Source organism: Butyrivibrio sp. AE3006 (assembly GCF_000424165.1).
GTDB lineage: Bacteria > Bacillota > Clostridia > Lachnospirales > Lachnospiraceae > Butyrivibrio.
This window is the reverse complement of record NZ_AUJJ01000013.1, coordinates 96,744-118,476: the sequence shown is the minus strand read 5'-3', so window position 1 is coordinate 118,476 and position 21,733 is coordinate 96,744. Positions and strand designations below refer to the sequence as shown.

Sequence of the window (21,733 nt, the reverse complement as noted above, 5' to 3'; positions counted from 1 at the left end):
AATTGTGACATAGATTTAGTTAGACCACTCGGTCCTTTGGAGAGTGGTGTGTGCCGGATTGACTGATGGCACGCAGAAAGGATTTATATGGATAATACGAACAACATAAATGGCTACCGTAGTGTTTACATGGCTTTTGGCGTGTATAAGGTAGGCGCAGCAGGTCAGCAGGCAAAGACCATAGATAGCGGAGAAACACCCACATTCCTGACAGCTTTGAATGTGGCTTCAGAGAAAAACTTTGGCGAGGACGATCTACCGGAGATCAATAACACCAATATTCCGTCTCATGGACTGGCAAAACCTGATGACAATGGAGCTATGCTCTCCTATACAAGGATAATTACCGCAAAGGTGCCGGATGATATCTCCTCTGCCCTTTCAAAATGGAACAAGGAATCCGGCAAGATCGTGGATGATGGCTCAGAGAGTGATTCGGTCGCTCCTGCCGGTTCTGGCTCAGAAAGTAAGGCATCAATTCCTGCAGGCAAGGAATTCGATATTAACGACGGCGGCCAGGAGCTACAGATAACCATCAAGGTATCAGGCGGAACCCGAATCTACACAGCATCGGGAGTGGATAAGGACGGCAATTCTTTTTCCAAAGAGATCGATCCCTATTCAGTAGATCCCACTGATACTGACTACGCAGGCTTTGCAACACTTTGTGCCTATATCAGAGATACGGAAGGGCTTGCCGACAACGCAATGAAGGCTGTAAGAGATGCAGCCCCTGCTGATATCACAGAAAAGGGCAATTACCTGTATATGGTAAGCTTCGCATCCGATGGCACAGGCAATCTCTCAGGCGCCAAGAAGCTCTTTGAGCAGCTGGAGAACTTCTTCGACAGATTGATGGGCATTGGAAGTGACACCTCCTCTTCTGAGATTACTGATCAGAAATTAGTATCTGTAAAGAGCGATGGTTCCGGAAACAGCACCTCCTCCGGCGGCTCCTTCCACAGCAGGGTCCTTGAAGAGCTCCATGAACTGATTGAGCAGATGCTACAGAAGATGCTGAACGAGATCATGGGTATCGATGATACCGAAGAAGTGACTGCTGACACCGAAGAAAAAGCAGAAATAGAAACAGAATCCATAGCTGAAACCGAAAATCCCGAGGATGGCTCCGCTAATGATATTGGCGAGAAGGCCTCAATAGCCGCAGAAACTGCAACAGCTGAAGATAGCGCTGATTCTACAGATTCCGGCGACATCGAGAAAAGTCTCGGAATCGAGAACGCGGTAGAATTATAGGGATTTAGGTGTTAGATTTTTAGAATACTGCTTGAATACTACGAAACTCCCCGGATCTCCGGGGAGTTTCATTATGCCTCTACATGAATAGGGACATTATACCTCTATGTTATTCTCCTTAAGTAGCTGCCTGAGATACTCAATTTCCTTAACAGCATCCTCTTTTTCCTTAACAGCCGCTTCTTTTTCGCTAACAGCTGCCTCTTTTTCCTTAGTCAGGGAGTCAATCTGGGGTCGAAGCTCGTTTTCAGTGTCTCTGCAGCCCAATGCATAGCCCTCGTCCTTTATGACCTGTAGATGACGCTCAGCACTATATTCAAGTACGCCCACTTTGATTACCTCCTTCCTGTATTTGACGAAGAAGTCCCTAAGGATGTCTTCTTTTATGCATTCATCGATGGCTTTTTCTACTGCCTTGCGAATGACCTCTTTCTTGAACAATGATTCATCAAAATTAGCATCATTCTGCACCTCATCACCGATTGAATTCATATATTCCTCTCTATATTTTCTCACTTTTTGGACAAAAAGGGAATATTGTTTTAATGTACTGCAGGCCTGCATGAGTTCAGGATTGTGGCCTGCATTTACATTATACTGGTGGACTATGAGCTCAAGTTGGGGCTCATCTCCATTTGTGTCAAACATATCAGAAAGCTTGTAGGTAACCTCATCCTGCATAGGAACAGTCCCATTATAAAAGACGATGAACTTTGGTTCCGGAATCCTTATTCTTTCTGCCTTGTACGTTTTCTCCTGAAGAATGAGGTTTTTGTATATACTTGCTACATACTGAAGATCTCTGAGAGGAATGTTTGGACACGGACTTGACTGGTGATCATACAGATTTAATTTGAAATCCAGAAGGAAAGAGACATCGTTTTTCATGTGAAGGAAAGTCTCACCTTCAAGGGTGGTTATCTTCAGTTTAGAGGGATCGTTGTAATTGCTGTGGTTTATGGCATTGTAAAGCTCAAGCAGATAGCGCTTGTCACTATACAGCATTCTGAATACTGTGTCTTTATGCTGTTTATTCTCTATTGGCATTAAAAATTCTCCTTGTGTTAATTAGTTAAATCCATTGTTGCGCGCATCTGTAAAAAATGGAATTTCCCGAAAACAAGAGTGTTTTTCGGCGCGTTAGAAACAACGCAGAAATCATATTAGCACACAGATGAAACGAATGCAAGTTCAAATATGAGAGCACTGGGAAAGCTCGATTCAGTCACGATTCAGTGCGCGGATGAGCTTTTTAGCATTTCTGGAAAGCGATCTTGAAGTCCCTGCGCACTGGAAAAGCCTGATTTCAACCTGAATCAGTGCGCGGATGAGCTTTCAAGCCTTTCCGGAAAGCAATCTTGAAGCCTCTGCGCACTGGAGGAGCTTGATTTTGACCCGATTCAGTGCGCGGGCGAGCTTTCAAGTCTTTGCAGAAGGCAATTTCGAAGTCTCTGCGCACTGGAGGAGCCCGATTTCGACACGATTCAGTGCGCGGATGAGCTTTTAAGCATTTCCGGAAAGCAATCTTGAAGTCCCTGCGCACTGGAAAAGTGCGATTTCAACCTGAATCAGTGCGCAGATGAGCTTTCAAGCCTTTCCAGAAGGCAATCTCGAAGTCTCAGAGCACTGGAAGAGATCGATTTCAACCCGAATCAGTGCGTGACAAGGGGTTCAGGCATATCCGGTAAGCGATTAGGGTAATAAAAAAGCTGCCAAATCGGCAGCTGTAAAGTCGGGAGGATGCTGTCCGGTTATACCGGACAGCAGTTATGAAAAAGTTTTCTAACATTTTCAACAAGAGCATCTCCTCTTGATAGATTCATAATACCCCCCAAAACTTAACTATTCTTAAAAGCCATTTGAACAGTTTGTTAATAAAACACTGGGTTTGTTCATATTCTGTTTACATGATTGCTGTGGATTACTGTGTTTTACTTCACTTTTAACTTAAATGTGTACAGAGCGGAAGATCCGCTCTTATTTGCTGTCCAGAAGATGGTTTTGCCTGAAAGCTTTGGCATTTCGCATGGATTGAGGCAGGCATCCCCGGCAAATCCGGTGATCGTCTTGCCGATTTTGCCGTTCTTATCCTGTGTATGATGCTCTTGCCTCATCAATCGGTTCGTATGCAGGATATTCGCCCCAGTAATTCATCCGGTCCTCATAGCTCTGGTAATAAGCTTCATACTCTTCTTCAGTCATCTTATCCTCTGTAGGAGTAATAAAAGACACAGAAAATGCACGCTGATAGGCATCTCCCTCGCTGGCAAAAATAAATCCATCCTGATAGGGAATCGCCCTCTGGGCAAAGGAATGCGAGTTGTAGTAGTCATCCATCTGCATAAGCTGCATGGGCAGATATCCCGACGGAAAGTGTCATTGCAAAAGCAACAGCTGTTATTTTGCAAAAAGCTCTTAATACCGAACAAAACCTACTCTTCATAAATAAGTCCCCCTAATCACTGGGATACGGACACCTCATTCATGGAATCGAGGGATTGACCGTACGCCAACTCTACATTCCCTGCAATGTTGAAGCGAAGCTGATAATAAGCATCAAAACTTCCATAAGGTAGTTTAAAAGTTATGGTTGTATCCGTAAAATCTATGACATTCAGGTCTGAAAGCGTATCGCCTCTGGTCTCCCATACTGTCCAGGTACTGCCTTCCACACCATAATCACATTCAGATGATCTCTCAACGCCGATGCAGGCACCATTTTCAGGATTTGTTATCCACTGACCTTCGAACTTTTTAAATACTTCGTCAAGACTTACGTCCACATCTGCCAAATCCTCTGCAACGGACACAGGAATCTGGAATTTCTCGCCTCTTATATCTGCAAGAATTTCAGCAAGCTGATAAGCTCTTTTTCTCGTATAGCGCTCGGCTGTGCCGTTTTCAAGCTGTGGCTGAAGTGAGCCACCCTCTGCTTCTTTTCCGGCAGCCTTGATGGCAGCTTCTTTTCTCTTAATCCAGGCTCTCTGCTCTGAAACAAGCTCGTCCTTCTTTTCAGGATCTATCTCTTCGATAATTCTTTTCCAGAGTATGTTCAGTTCATCATCCCAGAACTTGTACCACTCCCCGGTCTGGTAGTTCATGTCCTGCTGACCCATCATTGCCCAGTCCATTGAAACGAACGCCTCATGCATTATCTCTGCACCTGCCAGCTCATCCTGAATAGTTTCATAGTCTGCAGGGTTGATGAAGCTAATGAAAACTTCGGTTGAAGGGTCATAATTCGAAACAGGCTTATATTCAAGATATCCGCCGTTCATTATTCTGCTTGTGAGACCGATCTCTTTAAGATGCTCGTCCTTCAGGCTTTCAAGGTCTTTCATGGACATGAATTCAACATCCTCGAAGCTGTCCATAATATCTTTGTACTCACTGTCAGTATAAAGGTTAGGAATCTTCTTTTGTTCATAGGTCTCTTTGTCAAAAACATCATAAGTGTAGTAGAACTGCTTATAATCGTCGGAAAGTGCCACTTTGTAGACGTTTACAGCGTCATTCAGGTTCTGAAAATCTATGCTGCCATGCTTTTTACCATAAGCAAAGGCCTCCAGCTCAGACTCCTCTTCTTCATAGTATCCAAAGTGATATTTTGCATCGCCATCAAGGTATGCTGCATCCCATGCGTGATTAGAAGCTCCATTGCTGCCACCGCCGGATATGTATCCGTATTTGTTTATAAGCGTATAGCTTCTGGACCAGCTGGGAAATACATATACCACCTGAGGCTGATTATCGATGACCTTTACTATGAAAGTAAGCATGCTTGCTTCTTCAACAAAGGGTCCAACTGAGCGAAGCGCCAGCTCCAGCTCACCATCCATACCAAGGTCCAGAAAGGCATATTCGAAGGGTTCCACATCCCCCTTCTGATAGTAATAATCTTCTGTATCAATTATTTTCTGGAAGGTATCCTGCAGTTCAGTCAGAGTGTAGGTCTTTTCTGTATCGATATGGTTAATAAACTCATCCTGATAAGACAGATACTCTTCGAACACAAAGAGATTCTTCTTGTAGTAATCAAAACTCAGGGTGCCGGTCCCCTTAAGAAGGTCCCCAAGGATATTATTGTGCTTTTTGGCTTCATCACTTGTAGGCGTTGGATTATCCAGTCTTTCGTCTGAGGTCTCAAGGATATCTTCGCTATCGCCTGTGGCGGAATCCCCGTTGTCTGTGGCTTCGGAATCACCTGAGTTTCCAGCTTCGGAATCACTGGTGCTTCCGGCATCAGCTTCTGTTTCCTCTGAAGTGGTTGTGGTGGTCTCAGCATCTGCTTCCGCGCTTACTTCTGCGTCAGCTTCTTCGGTCACATCTCCTTCGCTGCTGTTTCCTTCAGCGTTTCCGCTATCAGTTATTTTGCTAAAAAAAGAGGATGAACCGCTCTCGTCAGCATTATTTTTCCCGGAAGAACCGCAGCCTGCAAGCATTACGGCCATCCCCAAGGCCAATATCATTACTTTTCTTTTCTTCACTTTTTTCTACCTTTCCTGATTTGTATCATTACGATTTACGAAATCATTATACAACGGAGTATTGGTAGATACGAGTAAATATCACTTCTTTCTACAAATGTAAAGAAGGTGGTTTGTGTTGCCAAGGAGCTCTCTCTTTTCAGAAAAGGCAAGGTACCACTTAGCCAGTTTCTCAAAATCTTCGTCTGTGACCGCAAATTCAGGATTTTTCTCTACAGGTTCGATAAGACCGTCAACACCTGTTGTTGTAATCCACTCTACATCTTTTTCTTTAAAAAGTTCTTCGAACTCTGTTATGTCATAGCCTGTGAAGAGCTGCTCCTTAAAATGGCGGATCTTGTAGTCTTCTGTGAAGTTCTCTTCCTCACCAAATCCCCAGTTTCCCTGAAAATAGTTGGAATACATGATTGCGAAAACAGAAATAAATGCAAAGAGCAATGTTCCGCCGGGTTTGGTCACTCGAATGGCTTCATCGATGGCTTTGTTAACCTCTTTTTCCTCATAGAGATGATACAAAGGTCCAAATACAAGGGTGGTATCGAAGCTGTTGTCTTCAAACCTGCTAAGATCTGTGCCATCGCCCTGATATGCGTGGAGCTTGTCTATTCCTTCGCCGTTTTCTTTTAATTTTGCAAAGTTGCTGTCTGTAAGCTCTACTGCAGTAACGTCATAGCCTTCTTTTGCCAATGCCACAGAATATCTGCCTGTTCCTGCACCAACCTCAATTACTTTTGAGTCCTTATCAAGATAACGATGGATATAATTCATGGTTGTGGCATATTCAAGACGTCCGTGAATGGACCTCTCCAACCTGATATCCTCGTCGTACTGCCCGTAAAAATCGCTGATAATGCTTACTCTGTCCTGCCCCATAGCTTTTTCCTCCTTGGTTTTAAAAAATAGGATTTTTAGAAATCCTCGCGCGAGCGAATTTAGCGTATAAAAAAGCCTCATCAAACTCAGTTTGATGAGGCTTCGCTATCTCAATGATATGCAAGTCTTAATCATGCATCTGCACTTAACCCCATCAATATAACACTAATAAGCCCCTGAGGATCATCCACGGGCTTATTTGATGGTGTTGAATTGTCGACGAGGTAATTGTATATCATATTGTCACCGCTTTCTGAAAATTATTAGTTGTTAGTATAATTGTCGCTCAATTATATGTCAACTCTTTTTTCAGTTATTTGTATTCCGTCACGCCAAAGGACTTAAATACATTATCTCTAAACTCTGCAAGGTCCTTAAATACGCCGTCTGCTATCATTTGGGCACCAATATTGCCGATGGCTGTAGCCTCAGAAGGTCCTGCGTAGACGGTTTTGCCTGTTCTCGCTGCAGTGAGCTTATTAAGGTACTCAGCGTTGGAACCGCCGCCCACGATGTTTATCTTATCGAAGTGTTTTCCTGTGATATCTTCAAGTTCTTCTGCCGCCTGCTTGTAGCACTCAGCAAGGGACCTATAGATAACACGTGCTATTTCCCAAGGAGTTTCGGGAATCTGCTGTCCGCTCTTTTCGCAGGCGCCCTTAACTGCTGCGATCATGGAATCAGGAGCAAGGAAAACATCGGAATTTGCATCCACAAGAGAATCTATGGTCTCCTCTTCCGCTCTGGCACAGAGATTACCAAAGGAGTAATCATCATCTGCCTTTTTGCCGGGATAGTCATAGCCTGCTTCAAATTCCTTTTTAACGGACTGTATCATCCAAAGGCCCATGATGTTTTTAAGGAACCTGTATCTGTAGTTGTAGCCGCCCTCATTAGTAAAATTGGCGCTTCTTGCCTTATCTGAGCAGTCGGCTGCTTCAAGCTCGCAGCCAAAAAGTGACCATGTGCCTGATGAAATATAAAGGACATTGTCTGATGTGTCCGGAACTGACATAACAGCAGAGCCGGTGTCATGGGTTGCAGGAAGGATTACTTTGCAGTTATATCCTACTTTTGCCTGTACTTCGGGAGTCAGATCGCCCACCTCAGTGCAGGGAAGGGAGAGCTTCCCAAAGAGCTTTGAGGGAAGCCCTAATTTTTCAATAAGCTCAAGATCCCACTCCTTTGTCACAGGGTTCACCAGCTGACTTGTGGTAGCGTTGGTGTACTCCTGCTTTTTTACTCCTGTGAGAAGAAAATGCAGGTAATCGGGGATCATCAAAAATGTATCCGCTTTTTCAAGCGTATCTGGCTCTCTGAGCCTAGCATCCATCAATTGGTATATTGTGTTGAAAATCGCTTTCTGAATGCCTGTGCGGGCATATAATGCGTTTTCAGGTATGATCTTGTATACCTCAGTATCCATGCCCTCTGTTCTGGCATCTCTGTAGGCATAGCTTTTTGCTGTTTTATTGCCGTCCTTATCAAGAAGAACGTAGTCCACGCCCCAGGTGTCAATGCCCATGGATACAGGGATTTTGCCAAGATCAGAGCATTTTTTCATGCCGGCAAGGATCTCTTCAAAGAGCCTGTCGGTATTCCAGACCTTGTGTCCATCCTCGTCATCCATGCCGTTATAGAATCTGTGGATCTCTTCGTACTGTATTTTGCCATTTTCAAAGCTTGCCAGTATATGGCGTCCGGAAGATGCGCCTATATCAACAGCCAGATAATAATTCATCACTTTTCTCCTATTTTATCGCTCTTTTTCTCATAAAGGCAGTCTTCGTTAACCTTGATGCCAAAAGGTCCGTTGAGGGCTCTGAACATGTCAGGCTCGATGGTCTGGCGCTTTCTGTCTGTCATGGACATTACTTTTACAAGGACTTCAGCAGCCTTTTCTACTGTATGCATAAGGCCGAAGGTGATATCAAAGTCTGTTCCGCAGGCGAACATGCCATGATGTGCCCAGATTGCAACGTCCTGCTTTTTCATGATCTCGGAAGTTGCAACAGCGATTTCGCGGCCACCGGGTACCATCCACGGTACTACGCCGATTCCGTCAGGGAATACAACGGGGCACTCTGTAGCCATCTCCCAAATCTCTCTTGTGAAAACATCGCCGTCAAGAGGAAGTACAAATGTAAGAGCGATGGTGTTAGCGGGATGGCAGTGATATACCACTCTGATCTCGGGATTTCTCTTTTTGCAAACCTCCAGGTTCATAAGGTGTGAAGGAAGTTCGGATGTAGGTCTTCCGCCATTTACAAGGCCCCACTGGATCTGATAATTCTCGCCCTTATCATCAACCTTGATAATGCAGATGTTTGCTGCAGGATCGATCTCAACGTTTCTGAAATACTTGCCGGAACCTGTTACCATGAAGTACTCGCCTGCAAGCGCAGGAACTGAGGTACCGATTTCCTTCCACTCACCGTCTTCTTTAAGGTCCTCTTTTACGGAAGCGATCTCTTCGTCCTTTATTCTATAGCTTAAGTTACCGCCGTTTCTCTCATGCCAGCCCTGATAGAAGCCGTCAACACACATGCGGCAAAATCCCTTAGCAAATTCTGAATCCAATACTCTCATTTTCTTAATCCTTTCCTAAATCAAATTAAAATGATTTAAGGCAAAGAGCCTGTTTAAAGGCCCTCTGCCACATATTTTCTTATTTTTGTCTTATGCTCTCTTGCTGAGAACCTCGTCCTCGTACTTTTTGCATACGTCGAACCACTCGTCCTCTGTGGGAACTCCCTGCTTCTCGCAGTAGTAATCCCATACATCACCTACGGGCATCATCTTGATGCGCTCCTGGAGGGACATAAGCTCTGTGAAGTTGCGGTCATTCTGAAGCTTGCAAAGCTTTTCATTGGGCTGAAGCTCAGCGTTCAGAAGTGCCTTTAAGAAGTTTCTCATGCCGTTTGTCCAAGCGGATACGCGGTTTATGCTGGCATCAAAGTAATCCATTCCGATGAAGAAGCGGTCGGGACCGTTTTTAACGATCTCCTGAGCGATCTCTTTTGCATCATCATTGTAAATAACAACGTGGTCTGAATCCCAGCGAACAGGTCTTGTAACGTGAAGTGCCATCTTATCGTTGAACAGAAGCATGGATGAAAGCTTGTCTGCAACGTTCTCTGTGGGATGGAAATGTCCTGAGTCGATGAGGCACATGATGTTGTTCTTAGCAGCGTAGCTAAGGTAAAATTCCTGAGAACCTACAGTTACTGACTCAACACCGATTCCGAATACCTTGGACTCAACAGCTACGTAAACCTTGCTCTTGTCGTAGGGTGTTGCAAGGATCTGATCCAGGGAATCCTTAAGTCTCTTTCTGGGAGAGATTCTGTCGGGGATAACATCCTTAAATCCATCGGGGATCCAGATGTTCATCATGCAGGGAACACCTGTCTCTGTGGCAAAATACTCTGAAATCTTAAGGCATGCGATGCAGTGATCGATCCAGAATTTTCTGATGCTCTCATCCTCTGATGAAAGTGTTGCATTGTCAGCCTTGGGATGTGAGAACATTGTGGGATTGAAATCAAGGCCAATGCCGTGCTTTTTAGCGAAATCAACCCATGCCTTGAAGTGCTTAGGCTCCAATTTATCTCTGTCTACCCACTCATCACCCTCAAATACTGCGTAGCAAGCGTGGAGATTGAGTTTGTGCTTGCCGGGAATAAGTGAAAATACCTCATCTATATCCTGCATGAGCTGCTCAGGAGTTGTAGCCTTGTAAGGATAATTACCTGTAGTCTGGATTCCTCCGCTAAGAGGTCCCTTCTGGTCAAAACCAACTACGTCATCGCCTTGCCAGCAGTGCATTGAGAGACTGATCTTGGAGAGCTCATCTATTGCCTTATCTACATCTACGCCAAGCTTTGAATAGCGCTCTTTTGCTGCTTCATATCTTTCTTTTACTGTCATTTTGTAACCTTCCCTTCTCTATATAATTTCTATTTTGGCTAAAACACGGGTTATATGCGTCATCTGCCTGTGTTTTATGCTCATTTTCTTCGCTGATTTTAATATTAAATGATGGCGCCCATATTTTTAAGGTCGAAAAAAGAATAAAAAAGCGTCCTTTCTTGCAGCGTGTAAAATAACATGTTATTTTTATGTAATAGAGCAGAAAGGAAGCCCCTATGAACAAGGATTTACTCCAAAAACTCAGCACAATAACTGAGGAAGAACAGTCCATTTTAAATGGTGAAAAGGTGATAAACCGCGCCCTTTATTACAGCGCAGAAACGTCCAAAGATGCAGATGAAATTGACTCAGCAAGAGTCCTTAAAAACGGACGTCTTATAGATATGCGCCCCCATGTGCGCTTTATTCATTTTCCCAAACATACCCATAACTATGTGGAATTTATCTATATGTGCAGCGGCTCTACCAGGCATATAGTGGACGGTCAGGAGATAACCCTTAAGGAAGGGGACCTGCTTTTCCTTAATCAGCACGCTACTCAGGAGATTTTTCCCGCAGGAGAAAAGGATATAGCCGTGAATTTCATGATCCTGCCTGAGTTTTTCGATGTGGTTCTTCCAATGATGGGGGCTAAGCCCAGCGCACTACGAGAATTCATCGTAAGCTGCCTTACAAGGAAGGACATGCAGAGCAATTTCCTGTATTTTAGCGTGTCAGACGTTGTTCCCGTGCAAAATCTCATGGAAAACCTCATCTGGAACATGCTGAATGCAGATAAAAACAGCCGCACAATAAATCAGGCCACAGTGGGACTGCTTTTCCTGAATCTGACAAATCACGCAGAGCTTATTCATGTGCCCTCTAATTCCTTTGAGCAGGAGATAACCCTCAAGGTGCTCTCCTACATAGATACTTCCTACAAAACGGCATCCCTGCAGGATTTTGCAAAGGCTGAAGGGGCCGATGTTTACACGGTAAGCCGTATCATCAAAAAAGAGACCGGAGAGACCTTCAAAGCATTGCTGCAGCAAAAGCGCTTGGAGCGAGCCTGCAATCTTTTAAGCCGCTCTGCTGCTCCTATTTCTGACATCGCAGTGTCTGTAGGCTACGACAACACCAGCTTTTTCCACAGACTCTTCCGCAGAGTCTACGGCTGCAGTCCCAGGGATTACAGGTTGCAAAACCCCACTTCTACAGGACTTTCCCACGAGAATTAACGTGATTTGATGGCGCATTGTAAATCTTGCGGCTTTGTGCTACATTTTTTCTATGAAAAAAGATCTGAAAACCAAGTTCAGTACAAGACAATATATGCTTTCCAGGGATTTTGAAGTCTATTACTACAGTGATAGCGTTATTCCCGACGTAGAACATCATGCCCACGACTACTATGAGTTCTACTTTTTTCTGGAGGGCAATATTACCATGCATATAGGGGATGCATCTTTTTCACTGCGCCCGGGGACAATGGTCATAATCCCTCCCGGAATCCCGCATCACGCAACTCTCCTTGACAGCAACCATCCCTACAGACGCTTTGTGTTCTGGATAAGCGAGAGCTTCCTTAGTTCCCTTATTGGAATTTCCGAGGATTACAGATATCTCCCTGATCTGGCGCTGAAAAACACCTTTTTTACCCACAAATTCACAGAAATCGAATTCAATACCCTTCAGGGCAAGCTTTTTTCTCTGATTGATGAGATTCACTCTGACAGATTTGCTAAAAGCGCTAAGATTCTTATATCCGTCAGCGATTTCATGATATCCATAAACCGCATGGTATATGAGGCTCAGAATCCCGGGAATACTGAGGCAGAATCAGATTCTCTTTACCAGAGCATCATCCATTATATAGAGACCCATATCGATGAAAATCTGTCACTGGATATAATCGCTGAAAAGCTGTACATAAGTAAATTCCACATCTCTCATGTTTTTACCGAGACAAACGGCCTGCCGCTGCATAAATACATAACCAAAAAAAGGCTGGAAATGTGCAGAGACGCCATTTTAAGCGGCCAGGATATATCCGTTGTGGCATCATCCTACGGTTTTTCGGATTATTCCACCTTCTACCGGGCTTTCGTGAAGGAATACGGAGTATCTCCCAAAAAATACAAGGATGAGATCATCAGAAAAGCGCATTAACGCTCGCTTTTCAAAAAAGGTATTGACTTCTTAATACAGTTAGGGATTAATATATTTTTTATGAAGAAATTGTGCAAAATTTTTTGCCGGAATTGGAAATATTATGTTTGATCAGAATACATTATCGCTGCTTATTGACTCTTTTCCGAAAATACTTGTTTACGGACTGAAGGTCACACTGCCGCTGGCAACCGCAGCATTCATTTTATCAACTATACTGTCAGTATTTGTGGCAATGGTTCAGTACGCTAATGTACCGGTTCTGCGACAGATCTGCAGATTTTACATTTGGATAATACGAGGAACGCCTCTTTTGGTTCAGTTAATGGTGGCTTTTTACGGACTTCCGCTCCTTGGAATACATTCAAATCCATTCGTAATGGCTGTTATTGTATTTACCATAAATGAAGGTGCCTACAGTGCTGAGACCATGCGTGCCGCTATGGAAGCGGTTCCCGCCGGGCAGCTCGAAGCCGGCTACTGCGTAGGTATGAACTACATGCAGATTATGTGGCATATTATCCTGCCACAGGCATTCAGAACGGCTTTCCCTTCGCTGTTTAACGCACTTATCAGCATGGTTAAGGACACCTCTCTGGCATCCAGCATCACAGTTGTTGAGATGTTCACCAGAACCAAGCAGATCGCCGGGCAGTCCTATAATTACCTGCCGCTTTATATCGAAGTTGCAATCGTTTATCTGATGTTTTGTACAGTTCTCACCTATCTGCAAAAGAGAGGCGAGGTGCGACTTGGAAGCTACGGCGTAAGAAAATAATCGAGGAAAAATATGTCTTTACTTAAGGTTAACAATATACACAAAGCCTTTGGGACGAACGAAGTTCTGAAGGGCATAAATATTGAAGTTGAAAAAGGTGATGTGGTATCTGTCCTTGGCCCGTCAGGTTCCGGAAAGACTACCCTTCTTCGCTGTATCAACTTTTTGGAAAGCGCTGATGAGGGAGAGCTTACTTTCGACGGCAAAACCTATCCTTTTTCCAAAATAAGTCATGCCGAGATCTCGGATGTTCGTAAGAGAACCGGCTTTGTTTTTCAAAATTACAATCTCTTTGCCAATAAAACAGTTCTGCACAACGTAACCCTGGGACTGACTTCAGCAAGACACATTCCCATGGCGCAGGCAGAAGCCAAGGCAAGAGACGTGTTGCAAAAAGTCGGCATGCTGGAACAAATAAACATGTATCCCAGCCAGCTTTCAGGCGGTCAGCAGCAAAGAGTTGCCATAGCGAGAGCTCTTGCAACTGATCCCGCCATATTATATTTTGATGAGCCCACTTCCGCTCTTGATCCCCAGCTTACCGCAGAGGTTCTGGAAGTTATGAAAAAACTGGCAGATGATGGAATGACCATGATCGTAGTAACTCACGAGCTTGGTTTTGCCAGAGATGTATCTACAAAAGTGGTTTTTATGGCTGATGGTGTTATAGTGGAAGAAGGAGATGCAAAGACCTTTTTCAATGATCCTAAACAGCCCAGAACAAAGGAATTCCTGAGACTTACGAATTCCTAATACAAAATACTCTTTACAGAATGGAGGAACACTATGAAAAAATTATTGTCTTTACTGTTAACAGGCGTTCTTGTCGCAGGAACCATCGCAGGCTGCGGCTCAAAGAGCAACGATCACCTTGCAAGAATCAAGTCTGCAGGTAAAATAACAATTGCTACCGAAGGTGTATGGGCACCTTTCACCTATCATGATGAAAACACTGATGAGCTTGTGGGCTTTGATGTAGAGGTAGCTGCTGCGATCGCTGAAAAGCTCGGCGTTGAAGCAGAGTTCCAGGAGGTTGCGTTTGACGGAGGTCTTACTGGCGTTTCCACAGGCACCTTTGATATGATGGCAAACGGCGTTGATGTTACAGACGACCGCAAAAACACTTATGATTTCACAGATCCCTACGCTTACGACCACGCAGTAGTTGTTACTCTTGCTTCTAATGACAGCATCAGCTCCTTTGAGGACTTAAACGGCCTTACAACAGCTAATTCCGCAGGATCAACCTACGAAGCTATGGGCATTCAGTACGGCGCTACAGTTAAAAACGTTGATACTCTCGGCGAGACCATGACCCTTGTTCAAAACGGCACTGTTGATGCTACAATCAACGCTAACACTTCTGCTCAGGACTATTTCAACACCACAGGTACTACAGATCTTAAGGTTGCTGCAGTAGATCCCGAGGTTACAATGTATGCTGTTCCCCTTGCAAAGGGCACAGACAACGATTCTCTCCGCGCTGCAATCAATGACGCCATTAAGGCACTGAGAGAAGAAGGAAAGCTTTCCGAAATCTCAATCAAGTATTTCGGTGCTGATATCACAGCTGAATAAAAACAAAGAATACGCTCCGCGAGTTTACTCGCGGAGCGATTTTTTTACGATTTTTTGAGGGTTTTATCACTAAGTTCCTTTATTTTCTGCGTTATAGGGGCGTCCCCATCGAAAAAGTACACATATCCGTGGAGAGAAGTTGCTTTTTGCAGCAGGGTCTTGGACTTACTGAAAATAAGAATCGCAGACTGCCCCTTTCCGTTCTTGGCTTCCTGAATAAGATTGGCAGCCGCGCTGTTTCCGTCAAAGGCAACAACCATGGAAGGACGCCTCTCAAATATCTCGTAGTTGAAGCTCTTATAAATACCCATTCCTTCAGCTTCTGTGGAAACCCTTATATAAACTCCCGCTTCCTTAAGCTTAACCGCTTCCTGCTTGGTGATAAGAGCAGGTACCACAGCGTAAATCCTGAATCCTTTTTTGTTGTGCTCTACAAGATATTTTTCATAACCTGAGAGCTTGTGACCTATTACAAAGCAGACTTCATCGGGATTTAAGTATTTCATAAGCATATCCAGCTGTTTTTCTCCCTCGGGAGTAACTCTGGTTGCTCTCTTTTCGGTATTAAAGCTTCCTCCAAGGAGAACTACCGGCACTCTGTCCCATGTAATCTCCTTTATCTGGCCCTTAAGCTCAGTGTTGGCATCAAGTCTTTTTACGCCGCCGGAAAGCCCTTTGCCAATTTTTACGGTCTTCATCTTCTCCAGAAGCACATCTTCCATGTCCCTCTTTCCTACAAGAGAGAGAAAAGCTGCTTTTTTATCTGAGTATGCCTTCTGACCTTCCTCGATAATACCGGTCTCAGCTTCCTTCATGAGCCTTAGGTCGTTTTCAGACAGCTCCAGCATCTTAGCAAGAGACAGCTGCTCATCTACAGAATCTGTTCCGTAAAGCGCTGCTCCGTCGGTTCCCTGAACGCACCTTATTCCCTGCTTCAGGTATGCTTTTAGAGGGTGCTTGTCCAAGGAATTTAGATTATTTAGGCGCACATTACTGGTAAGCTGGAATTCCAGCACAATATTATTCTCTTTTAGTTGTTTTAGCACTTCGCGGCCCTTTTTCGATCTGGGGCTGTAGGTATATAAGCCGTGACCAAGACGCATCTTAGGCATGGCCTGTCCCGGTGCAAGACAATCTTTCACACAGGCTATGCTATGGGAAATATTGTCCTTCAGGCTGTCATTTTCTCCTGCGTGAACCCTTATTACGAAGGATGGATCCGCAGCAGCAATCTTCACCAGCTCTTTGAAAACAGGCTTCAGGGTGATTATGTCATTTATCTCTTCGCCTACAAAATCGCAGCCGGCCACATAAGGATCCAGAGCTGTAGCCCTTAAGACCTCAAGATTCTGCTCAAGATAATTGGCCGGAGTGATGGCGTCCTTGACGATGGTAAGAGGAATCCTTCGCATGGCTGCAAGGAACCTTATCATAACACCTGTTTCTCCATAAATGCTTGGCATTACTGCATGTACCTGTTTTAGCATCTCGAGAGATTCGTATTTTTTTACAAGAGTTGTATCGCTTATTTCGGCGTAGCACACACCCTGACGCTTATAATTTCTTGCTATCCACAGTAGCTTATCCTGGAAAATTGTGTTGTTGCAGTAATCCGGATTTTCTCTGTCACGAAGCATCTGCATAAGAGCCTTTTTTACATCCTCATCAGGGATCAGATAAGCGGTATTTAACGGAATCTTATCTTCGCTCTCAGCTCCCTTTGTGAAAACATATCTGTAGAGGTAAACCTTCTCAAGATTGGTAAATACGGCCTGTCCATCCTTTATTACAGCAAGAGACCCTCTGATTTTTACGATATTCATCTCAGCGTTATCGAGATTATTAAGAATCAGATCTGCGAAATTTATGAAGGTATTATCGTTAATCCTTCGATCCAGGTATTTTCCTTTAAGATCCGATGACACAAACTGCCTTGCAACCTTGGCTCTCTGCCTTTCAAGCTTATCCCACTGGGCCTCAGTGAGTTTAAGCTCCAGTTTTTTCACATAATACAGGGGATATCTAATCTGGTGATAGATTCCAAGGGCTATAAGGATATCTCCCGGTAAATTTCCGTTCATGTGGGTGTGGAGATCTGAATTAAATTTATATTCCTTTCGAACTCTGGTCTTGAAAATGGTCTTAGGAAGCCCAAGCTGATAGTCCTTTGTCTGGCTCATAAGGGTCTTTGCGATAGCCGGTATGGCCGCCTTCATAAGCACATTTCCATCCTTGTCGATATTAGCTATTTCCACATCGCCAAGCCTAAATATATAACTCTCGTTATTGTATGAATCCACATAACAAGGCACTTCTCCGCGTATCTCCAGCATTCCTTCTCTGTTTTGAGAAAGGGGAAGATCGCATATTCTTGCAAGATTCCGTATGAGATTTCCTGTGTGGTGATTGGGCGTCGAGAGCACGTAGAATACCTTATCAAGCTCCTTATACAGGCTGACTATGATATCTTTTTCAGTATCCAGAAAAAGGCAGGTAAAATATGTCATTTATAGACCCTCCTTAAGATAAACGGCAGGTTTGGGATCATGAATGCATCCTTGTACGTTATATTTTACCAAAACTATCATATATTTGAACTTAATTCTAATATTGATTTATAATAGCTAAGGAATTAAACGCGATTTCGATTTTTGTGCGTCTCCGGTACGCAAATACTATGAGTTAGGGGAGATATATTTATGGACATCTGTCTTTTGAACGATTCGTTTCCGCCCGTTATCGATGGCGTGGCTAACGTAGTAATGAACTACGGCAAACTTCTTACGGAAAATCACGGAGCAAATGTAATAGTGGGGACTCCTAAGTATCCCAATGCCAATTATGAAGGCTATCCCTATAAGGTAATCCCTTATAAAAGTCTTGATACCACTGATCTTGTGGCAGGCTACAGAGCAGGTAACCCCTTAGCTATGCGCGAGATTAATCAGATGGCTGAATTTGCGCCTGATATCATCCACACTCACTGCCCCGCTTCTTCAACCATAATGGCGAGAATTCTGCAAAATGAGACCGGAGCTCCCATTGTTTTCACATATCACACTAAATTTGATGTGGATATTGCAAGGGCTGTGGGCGAAGGCTTTTTGAAAACAGAGACCATCAAGGCTATGGTAAGCAATATTTCGGCCTGTGACGAGGTTTGGGTTGTTTCTGAGGGTGCAGGTCAAAATCTTCGTTCTCTTGGCTATGAAGGGGATTACAGGGTTGTTTCCAACGGTGTGGACTTTGCTAAGGGCCGAGTTGAGAAGTCCGCCGTGGATGAGATCAGCAAAACTTACGGTCTTCCCGATGATATCCCGGTTTATCTTTTTGTAGGAAGAATGATGAAATATAAGGGTCTTCCCATCATTATTGACGCTCTTTCTGACCTGTCCGCCAAGGGTATCGACTATCGCATGCTTTTTGTGGGCGGCGGCGCTGATGTGGAAGAAATGCAGCAAAAAGCCAGAATGCATGGCATTGCTCTTGATATTTACGATGCAGAGGGGAATCTTACCCATGAAGACGGCGATTCCGACAACACAGGAAAAATCATCTTCACAGGTCCCGTGCACGACAGAGAAAAGCTCAGAGCCTTCAATACAAGAGCTGATCTTTTCCTTTTCCCTTCCGTATATGACACCAACGGCATCGTAGTCCGCGAAGCAGCGGCCTGTGGTCTTGCCAGTGTACTGATAAAGGGCTCCTGCGCTGCAGAGGGCATAACTGATGGCAGAAATGGCTTCCTTATTGACGAAACCGCCAAATCCATGGCTGAACTCCTTATAAGAACAGCTAAAGATCTGCCCTATCTTCGTGATGCAGGCACTCATGCCATGGATGAAATCTATATTTCCTGGGATGACAGCGTAAAAGCTGCATACGAACGCTACGGCGAGATTCGCGAACTTGTGGCAAACGGTACAATTACCCGCCGCAAGAAGCATGGCTCTGATTACTTCCTGGAGTCCGCTTCTCTTATTGTAAACGGCACAGAGCATGTTTTTGACATCCCCAGAAATATCTACGGCGGCATGAAGGAGAACTTCGAAGATTTCAAGGGCGAGCTCAAGGGAAATATCGAAGATTTCAAGGACAACATGGATGATCTGAGAGATGACATCAAAGAAAACATCGAAGAAATGAGAGACAATATCGAGGATTTTTTCTCTAAAAAAGATAGCGAAGAATGATATTTGCCCGCTTTATGCCTGTTTTGGGTGTTGCGGGGACTAAATTCGGAGGTAGCTTAAATGGGAGAAACTGAAGGATATAAAAAAGACTGGTATAAGCAAATGAGTTTCTATCAGATCTGGGTTCGAAGCTTCGCTGATGGAAACGGCGATGGTATCGGTGATCTGTATGGAGTTTATGACAAGCTTGAATACGTAAAATCACTTGGAGTGGATGGAATCTGGTTTTCACCGGTTTATCCATCCCCCAATGCTGACTACGGCTACGATATTTCAGATTACAAGGATATTCATCCTGATTTCGGAACCCTGGATCAGTTCAAAAAGGTTCTCGAAAAAGCCCATTCTCTGGGCCTTAAGATTATCATGGATCTTGTGGTAAATCACACCTCTGACGAACATCCATGGTTTAAGGAGAGCAGAAAGGGCAAAGATAACCCCTATAGCGATTATTATATCTGGCGCGATGAGCCAAATAACTGGGATAGTCTTTTCGAGGGAAAAGCCTGGGAATATGACGAGCAGCGTGGCCAGTACTATCTGCATATTTTTGCTAAAAAGCAGCCGGATCTTAACATGGATAACCCAAAGGTGCGTGAGGAAGTTGAATCCATAATGCGCTTCTGGCTTGATATGGGTGTGGACGGCTTCAGAGAAGACGTCATCAACTTTATCTCCAAAAAAGAGGGGCTTCCCAACGGCCTGCCCTTTATCCCTGCAGTAAACGGTATGCCCCACTACAAGGATGGCCCTCATATTCACGAATATATGGCGCAGTTCCGCAAGGTTTGCAACGAATACGACTGTTTCCAGATCGGTGAAGGGCCCATGACCACGGTGAATTCTGCCCTGAAATACCTTACAGGTCCCACAAAATCCCTGGATATGATGATATCCTTCGATCACATGATGGCGGACTGTGTATATACCGAATACGTGCACCGTCCTTTTTCCCTGGTTAAGCTGAAAAAGGCCTTTTCAAAGTGGCAATACGCCCTTGCAGGAAAAGCCTGGAACTCTCTTTACCTGGAAAATCACGACCATCCCAGGATTATCAGCAGATATGGCAGTGAAAAATACTGGAGAGAAAGCGGAACCATGCTGGCAGCAAGCTTCCTATTCCAGCGAGGAACGCCCTTTATCTATCAGGGCCAGGAAATCGGCATGACAAATATACGTCTTAGATCTATCCATCAGTACGTGGATGTTTCCTCTAAAACCAACTATCATACCTATCACCTGAAGGAAAAGACCTCTAAGCGCATGCACCGTATTCATCTATCCAGCAGAGATTCTGCCAGGACGCCCATGCAGTGGAATGACCATAAATATGCCGGTTTTTCCACGGTAAGACCCTGGTTTTACGTAAATCCCAACTATAAAATGGTGAATGTGGCCGCTGAAGAAAATGATAAACTGAGCATTCTGAATTTCTACAGGAAATGCCTTAACCTTAGAAAGCACTCAAAAGCACTGCTATATGGCAGCTATAAAGAGTATTATCCCAAGGATAAATTCATCTATGTGTACGAGCGCGCATATAAAAACATCCGATATTTAATCATATGCTCATTTACCAGTTTGACTTTAACCGTGCGGATTCCCACGGAATACGAAGGTAAAAAGGGTGAGCTTGTATTGTGTAATTACCGCGGCCATGCAGGAGAGTTATACAGACCCTACGAATGCAGAGTGTATAGATATAAAGTGTGAGATTAATTACAAAAAAGCTGATAGAACTTGGTCCTGTCAGCTTTTATTTGTTTTCTCAAATGATAATTTTATTAGCACTGCTTTTCCGTTTTCAGCCTGCCTTTTTTACCTGTTTGGGTGCTGCAACGGGAAGTATGTCTGCTTTATTGAGAGCAGGACGAAGTGCATTGTAAAGCACAACTGCGATTACTGAGTTAATTACTGCATTTATGATAGTAGCATAAGTAGTGATCGCTACAAGTGCGCTTATTGCAGATGCAGCCTTCTCAGCGTTGGGTGTAAGAAGTGTGTACCATACATACTTAAGAGCGGGCTCAAATACACAGTTGAAGCCAAGTCCTGCTATTGCTGCAATTATTGACCACTTAAATACATAGGATTTCTTCTTTTCTTCAGAAATATGTGCAATCTTATGTGCTACAAGGCCTACCACAAGTCCGATAACCAGCTTGCAGATGAACGTTCTGGGCGCGGAGGCTGCAAAACCACCGAGTATATCAGCAACTGACAGTCCTACAGCCCCGGCAAGTCCGCCGTATAAGCCGCCCAGAAGTAATGCGCCGAGTACAACAAAAGCATTACCTACATGAACCTTTGTGCCTGATGCGTTAATCGCAGGAAAAATGGCATATCCCACATAGCAAAGTGCAGCCATGAGTCCTGCGTATGTGATTTTTAATACCTTTTCGTTCTTCATAATCTCCTCCTTAGGGTATTCTTCTCTCTTGACTAATAAATTGAACCTAATATATCATCAAACTGGTAGCATTAAA

At 44.1% G+C, this 21,733-nt stretch carries 17 protein-coding genes; 8 read left to right on the top strand and 9 right to left on the bottom strand.

Going from position 1 to position 21,733, the window contains the following annotated elements:
- Positions 1 to 87: 87 nt before the first annotated feature.
- Entirely contained in the window at positions 88 to 1,257 is a 1,170-nt protein-coding gene (locus G603_RS0109130; protein WP_026670034.1) for a hypothetical protein, read from the top strand.
- Between the two features lie 96 nt (positions 1,258 to 1,353).
- Here G603_RS0109130 and G603_RS19825 read toward each other — a convergent pair whose 3' ends face one another.
- The 7 genes from G603_RS19825 to G603_RS0109090 all read right to left on the bottom strand — a co-directional run bounded on the left by G603_RS19825 (position 1,354) and on the right by G603_RS0109090 (position 10,547).
- Positions 1,354 to 2,304 (bottom strand): hypothetical protein, encoded by a 951-nt coding sequence (locus tag G603_RS19825; protein WP_051207676.1) that lies wholly within the window; start codon positions 2,302 to 2,304, stop codon positions 1,354 to 1,356.
- Positions 2,305 to 3,342: 1,038 nt separating this feature from the next.
- A complete protein-coding gene (locus G603_RS0109115) occupies positions 3,343 to 3,609 on the bottom strand; it encodes a hypothetical protein (protein WP_026670032.1) in 267 nt (88 codons plus the stop codon).
- A gap of 107 nt (positions 3,610 to 3,716) precedes the next feature.
- The gene (locus G603_RS0109110) at positions 3,717 to 5,744 is read right to left on the bottom strand and encodes a lysozyme inhibitor LprI family protein (RefSeq protein WP_081669876.1); all 2,028 of its coding nucleotides are present in this window, start codon (positions 5,742 to 5,744) and stop codon (positions 3,717 to 3,719) included.
- Positions 5,745 to 5,825: 81 nt separating this feature from the next.
- A complete protein-coding gene (locus tag G603_RS0109105) occupies positions 5,826 to 6,617 on the bottom strand; it encodes a class I SAM-dependent methyltransferase (protein WP_026670030.1) in 792 nt (263 codons plus the stop codon).
- Positions 6,618 to 6,930: 313 nt separating this feature from the next.
- Positions 6,931 to 8,358: a rhamnulokinase gene (rhaB, locus tag G603_RS0109100; RefSeq protein ID WP_026670029.1), complete on the bottom strand. Its 1,428-nt coding sequence runs from the start codon at positions 8,356 to 8,358 to the stop codon at positions 6,931 to 6,933.
- Positions 8,358 to 9,206, bottom strand: a complete 849-nt coding sequence (gene rhaD, locus G603_RS0109095; protein ID WP_026670028.1) for a rhamnulose-1-phosphate aldolase — start codon at positions 9,204 to 9,206, stop codon at positions 8,358 to 8,360. Before rhaD ends, rhaB begins: the two co-directional genes overlap by 1 nt.
- Before the next feature lie 90 nt (positions 9,207 to 9,296).
- Complete coding sequence (locus G603_RS0109090; protein WP_026670027.1) at positions 9,297 to 10,547, bottom strand: L-rhamnose isomerase; 1,251 nt, start codon at positions 10,545 to 10,547, stop codon at positions 9,297 to 9,299.
- Positions 10,548 to 10,765: 218 nt separating this feature from the next.
- On the opposite strand from G603_RS0109090, the gene G603_RS0109080 reads away from it, so the two are divergent.
- From G603_RS0109080 to G603_RS0109060, 5 genes are all read left to right on the top strand, one after another.
- Positions 10,766 to 11,767: an AraC family transcriptional regulator gene (locus G603_RS0109080; protein WP_026670025.1), complete on the top strand. Its 1,002-nt coding sequence runs from the start codon at positions 10,766 to 10,768 to the stop codon at positions 11,765 to 11,767.
- A 52-nt stretch (positions 11,768 to 11,819) separates the two neighbouring features.
- Positions 11,820 to 12,698 carry a helix-turn-helix transcriptional regulator gene (locus tag G603_RS0109075; protein ID WP_026670024.1) on the top strand — a complete coding sequence of 293 codons (879 nt, stop codon included), beginning with the start codon at positions 11,820 to 11,822 and terminating at the stop codon, positions 12,696 to 12,698.
- A 103-nt stretch (positions 12,699 to 12,801) separates the two neighbouring features.
- On the top strand, positions 12,802 to 13,476 hold the full coding sequence (locus G603_RS0109070) for an amino acid ABC transporter permease (RefSeq protein WP_035792635.1): 675 nt from the start codon (positions 12,802 to 12,804) through the stop codon (positions 13,474 to 13,476).
- 12 nt (positions 13,477 to 13,488) lie between these two features.
- The gene (locus G603_RS0109065) at positions 13,489 to 14,229 is read left to right on the top strand and encodes an amino acid ABC transporter ATP-binding protein (protein WP_026670022.1); all 741 of its coding nucleotides are present in this window, start codon (positions 13,489 to 13,491) and stop codon (positions 14,227 to 14,229) included.
- A gap of 33 nt (positions 14,230 to 14,262) precedes the next feature.
- Entirely contained in the window at positions 14,263 to 15,054 is a 792-nt protein-coding gene (locus G603_RS0109060; RefSeq protein WP_026670021.1) for a transporter substrate-binding domain-containing protein, read from the top strand.
- Between the two features lie 44 nt (positions 15,055 to 15,098).
- On the opposite strand, the gene G603_RS19820 is transcribed toward G603_RS0109060, so the two are convergent.
- Entirely contained in the window at positions 15,099 to 17,561 is a 2,463-nt protein-coding gene (locus G603_RS19820; protein ID WP_035792632.1) for an adenosine deaminase, read from the bottom strand.
- A 192-nt stretch (positions 17,562 to 17,753) separates the two neighbouring features.
- Here G603_RS19820 and G603_RS19815 point away from each other — a divergent pair, with 192 nt between their 5' ends.
- Together G603_RS19815 and G603_RS0109045 are read left to right on the top strand one after the other, a co-directional pair.
- A complete protein-coding gene (locus G603_RS19815; protein WP_051207674.1) occupies positions 17,754 to 19,247 on the top strand; it encodes a glycosyltransferase in 1,494 nt (497 codons plus the stop codon).
- Between the two features lie 60 nt (positions 19,248 to 19,307).
- Positions 19,308 to 20,960: an alpha-glucosidase gene (locus G603_RS0109045; protein WP_026670020.1), complete on the top strand. Its 1,653-nt coding sequence runs from the start codon at positions 19,308 to 19,310 to the stop codon at positions 20,958 to 20,960.
- 91 nt (positions 20,961 to 21,051) lie between these two features.
- On the opposite strand, the gene G603_RS0109040 is transcribed toward G603_RS0109045, so the two are convergent.
- Positions 21,052 to 21,657 (bottom strand): ECF transporter S component, encoded by a 606-nt coding sequence (locus tag G603_RS0109040; RefSeq protein ID WP_026523945.1) that lies wholly within the window; start codon positions 21,655 to 21,657, stop codon positions 21,052 to 21,054.
- Between the last annotated feature and the right edge of the window lie 76 nt (positions 21,658 to 21,733).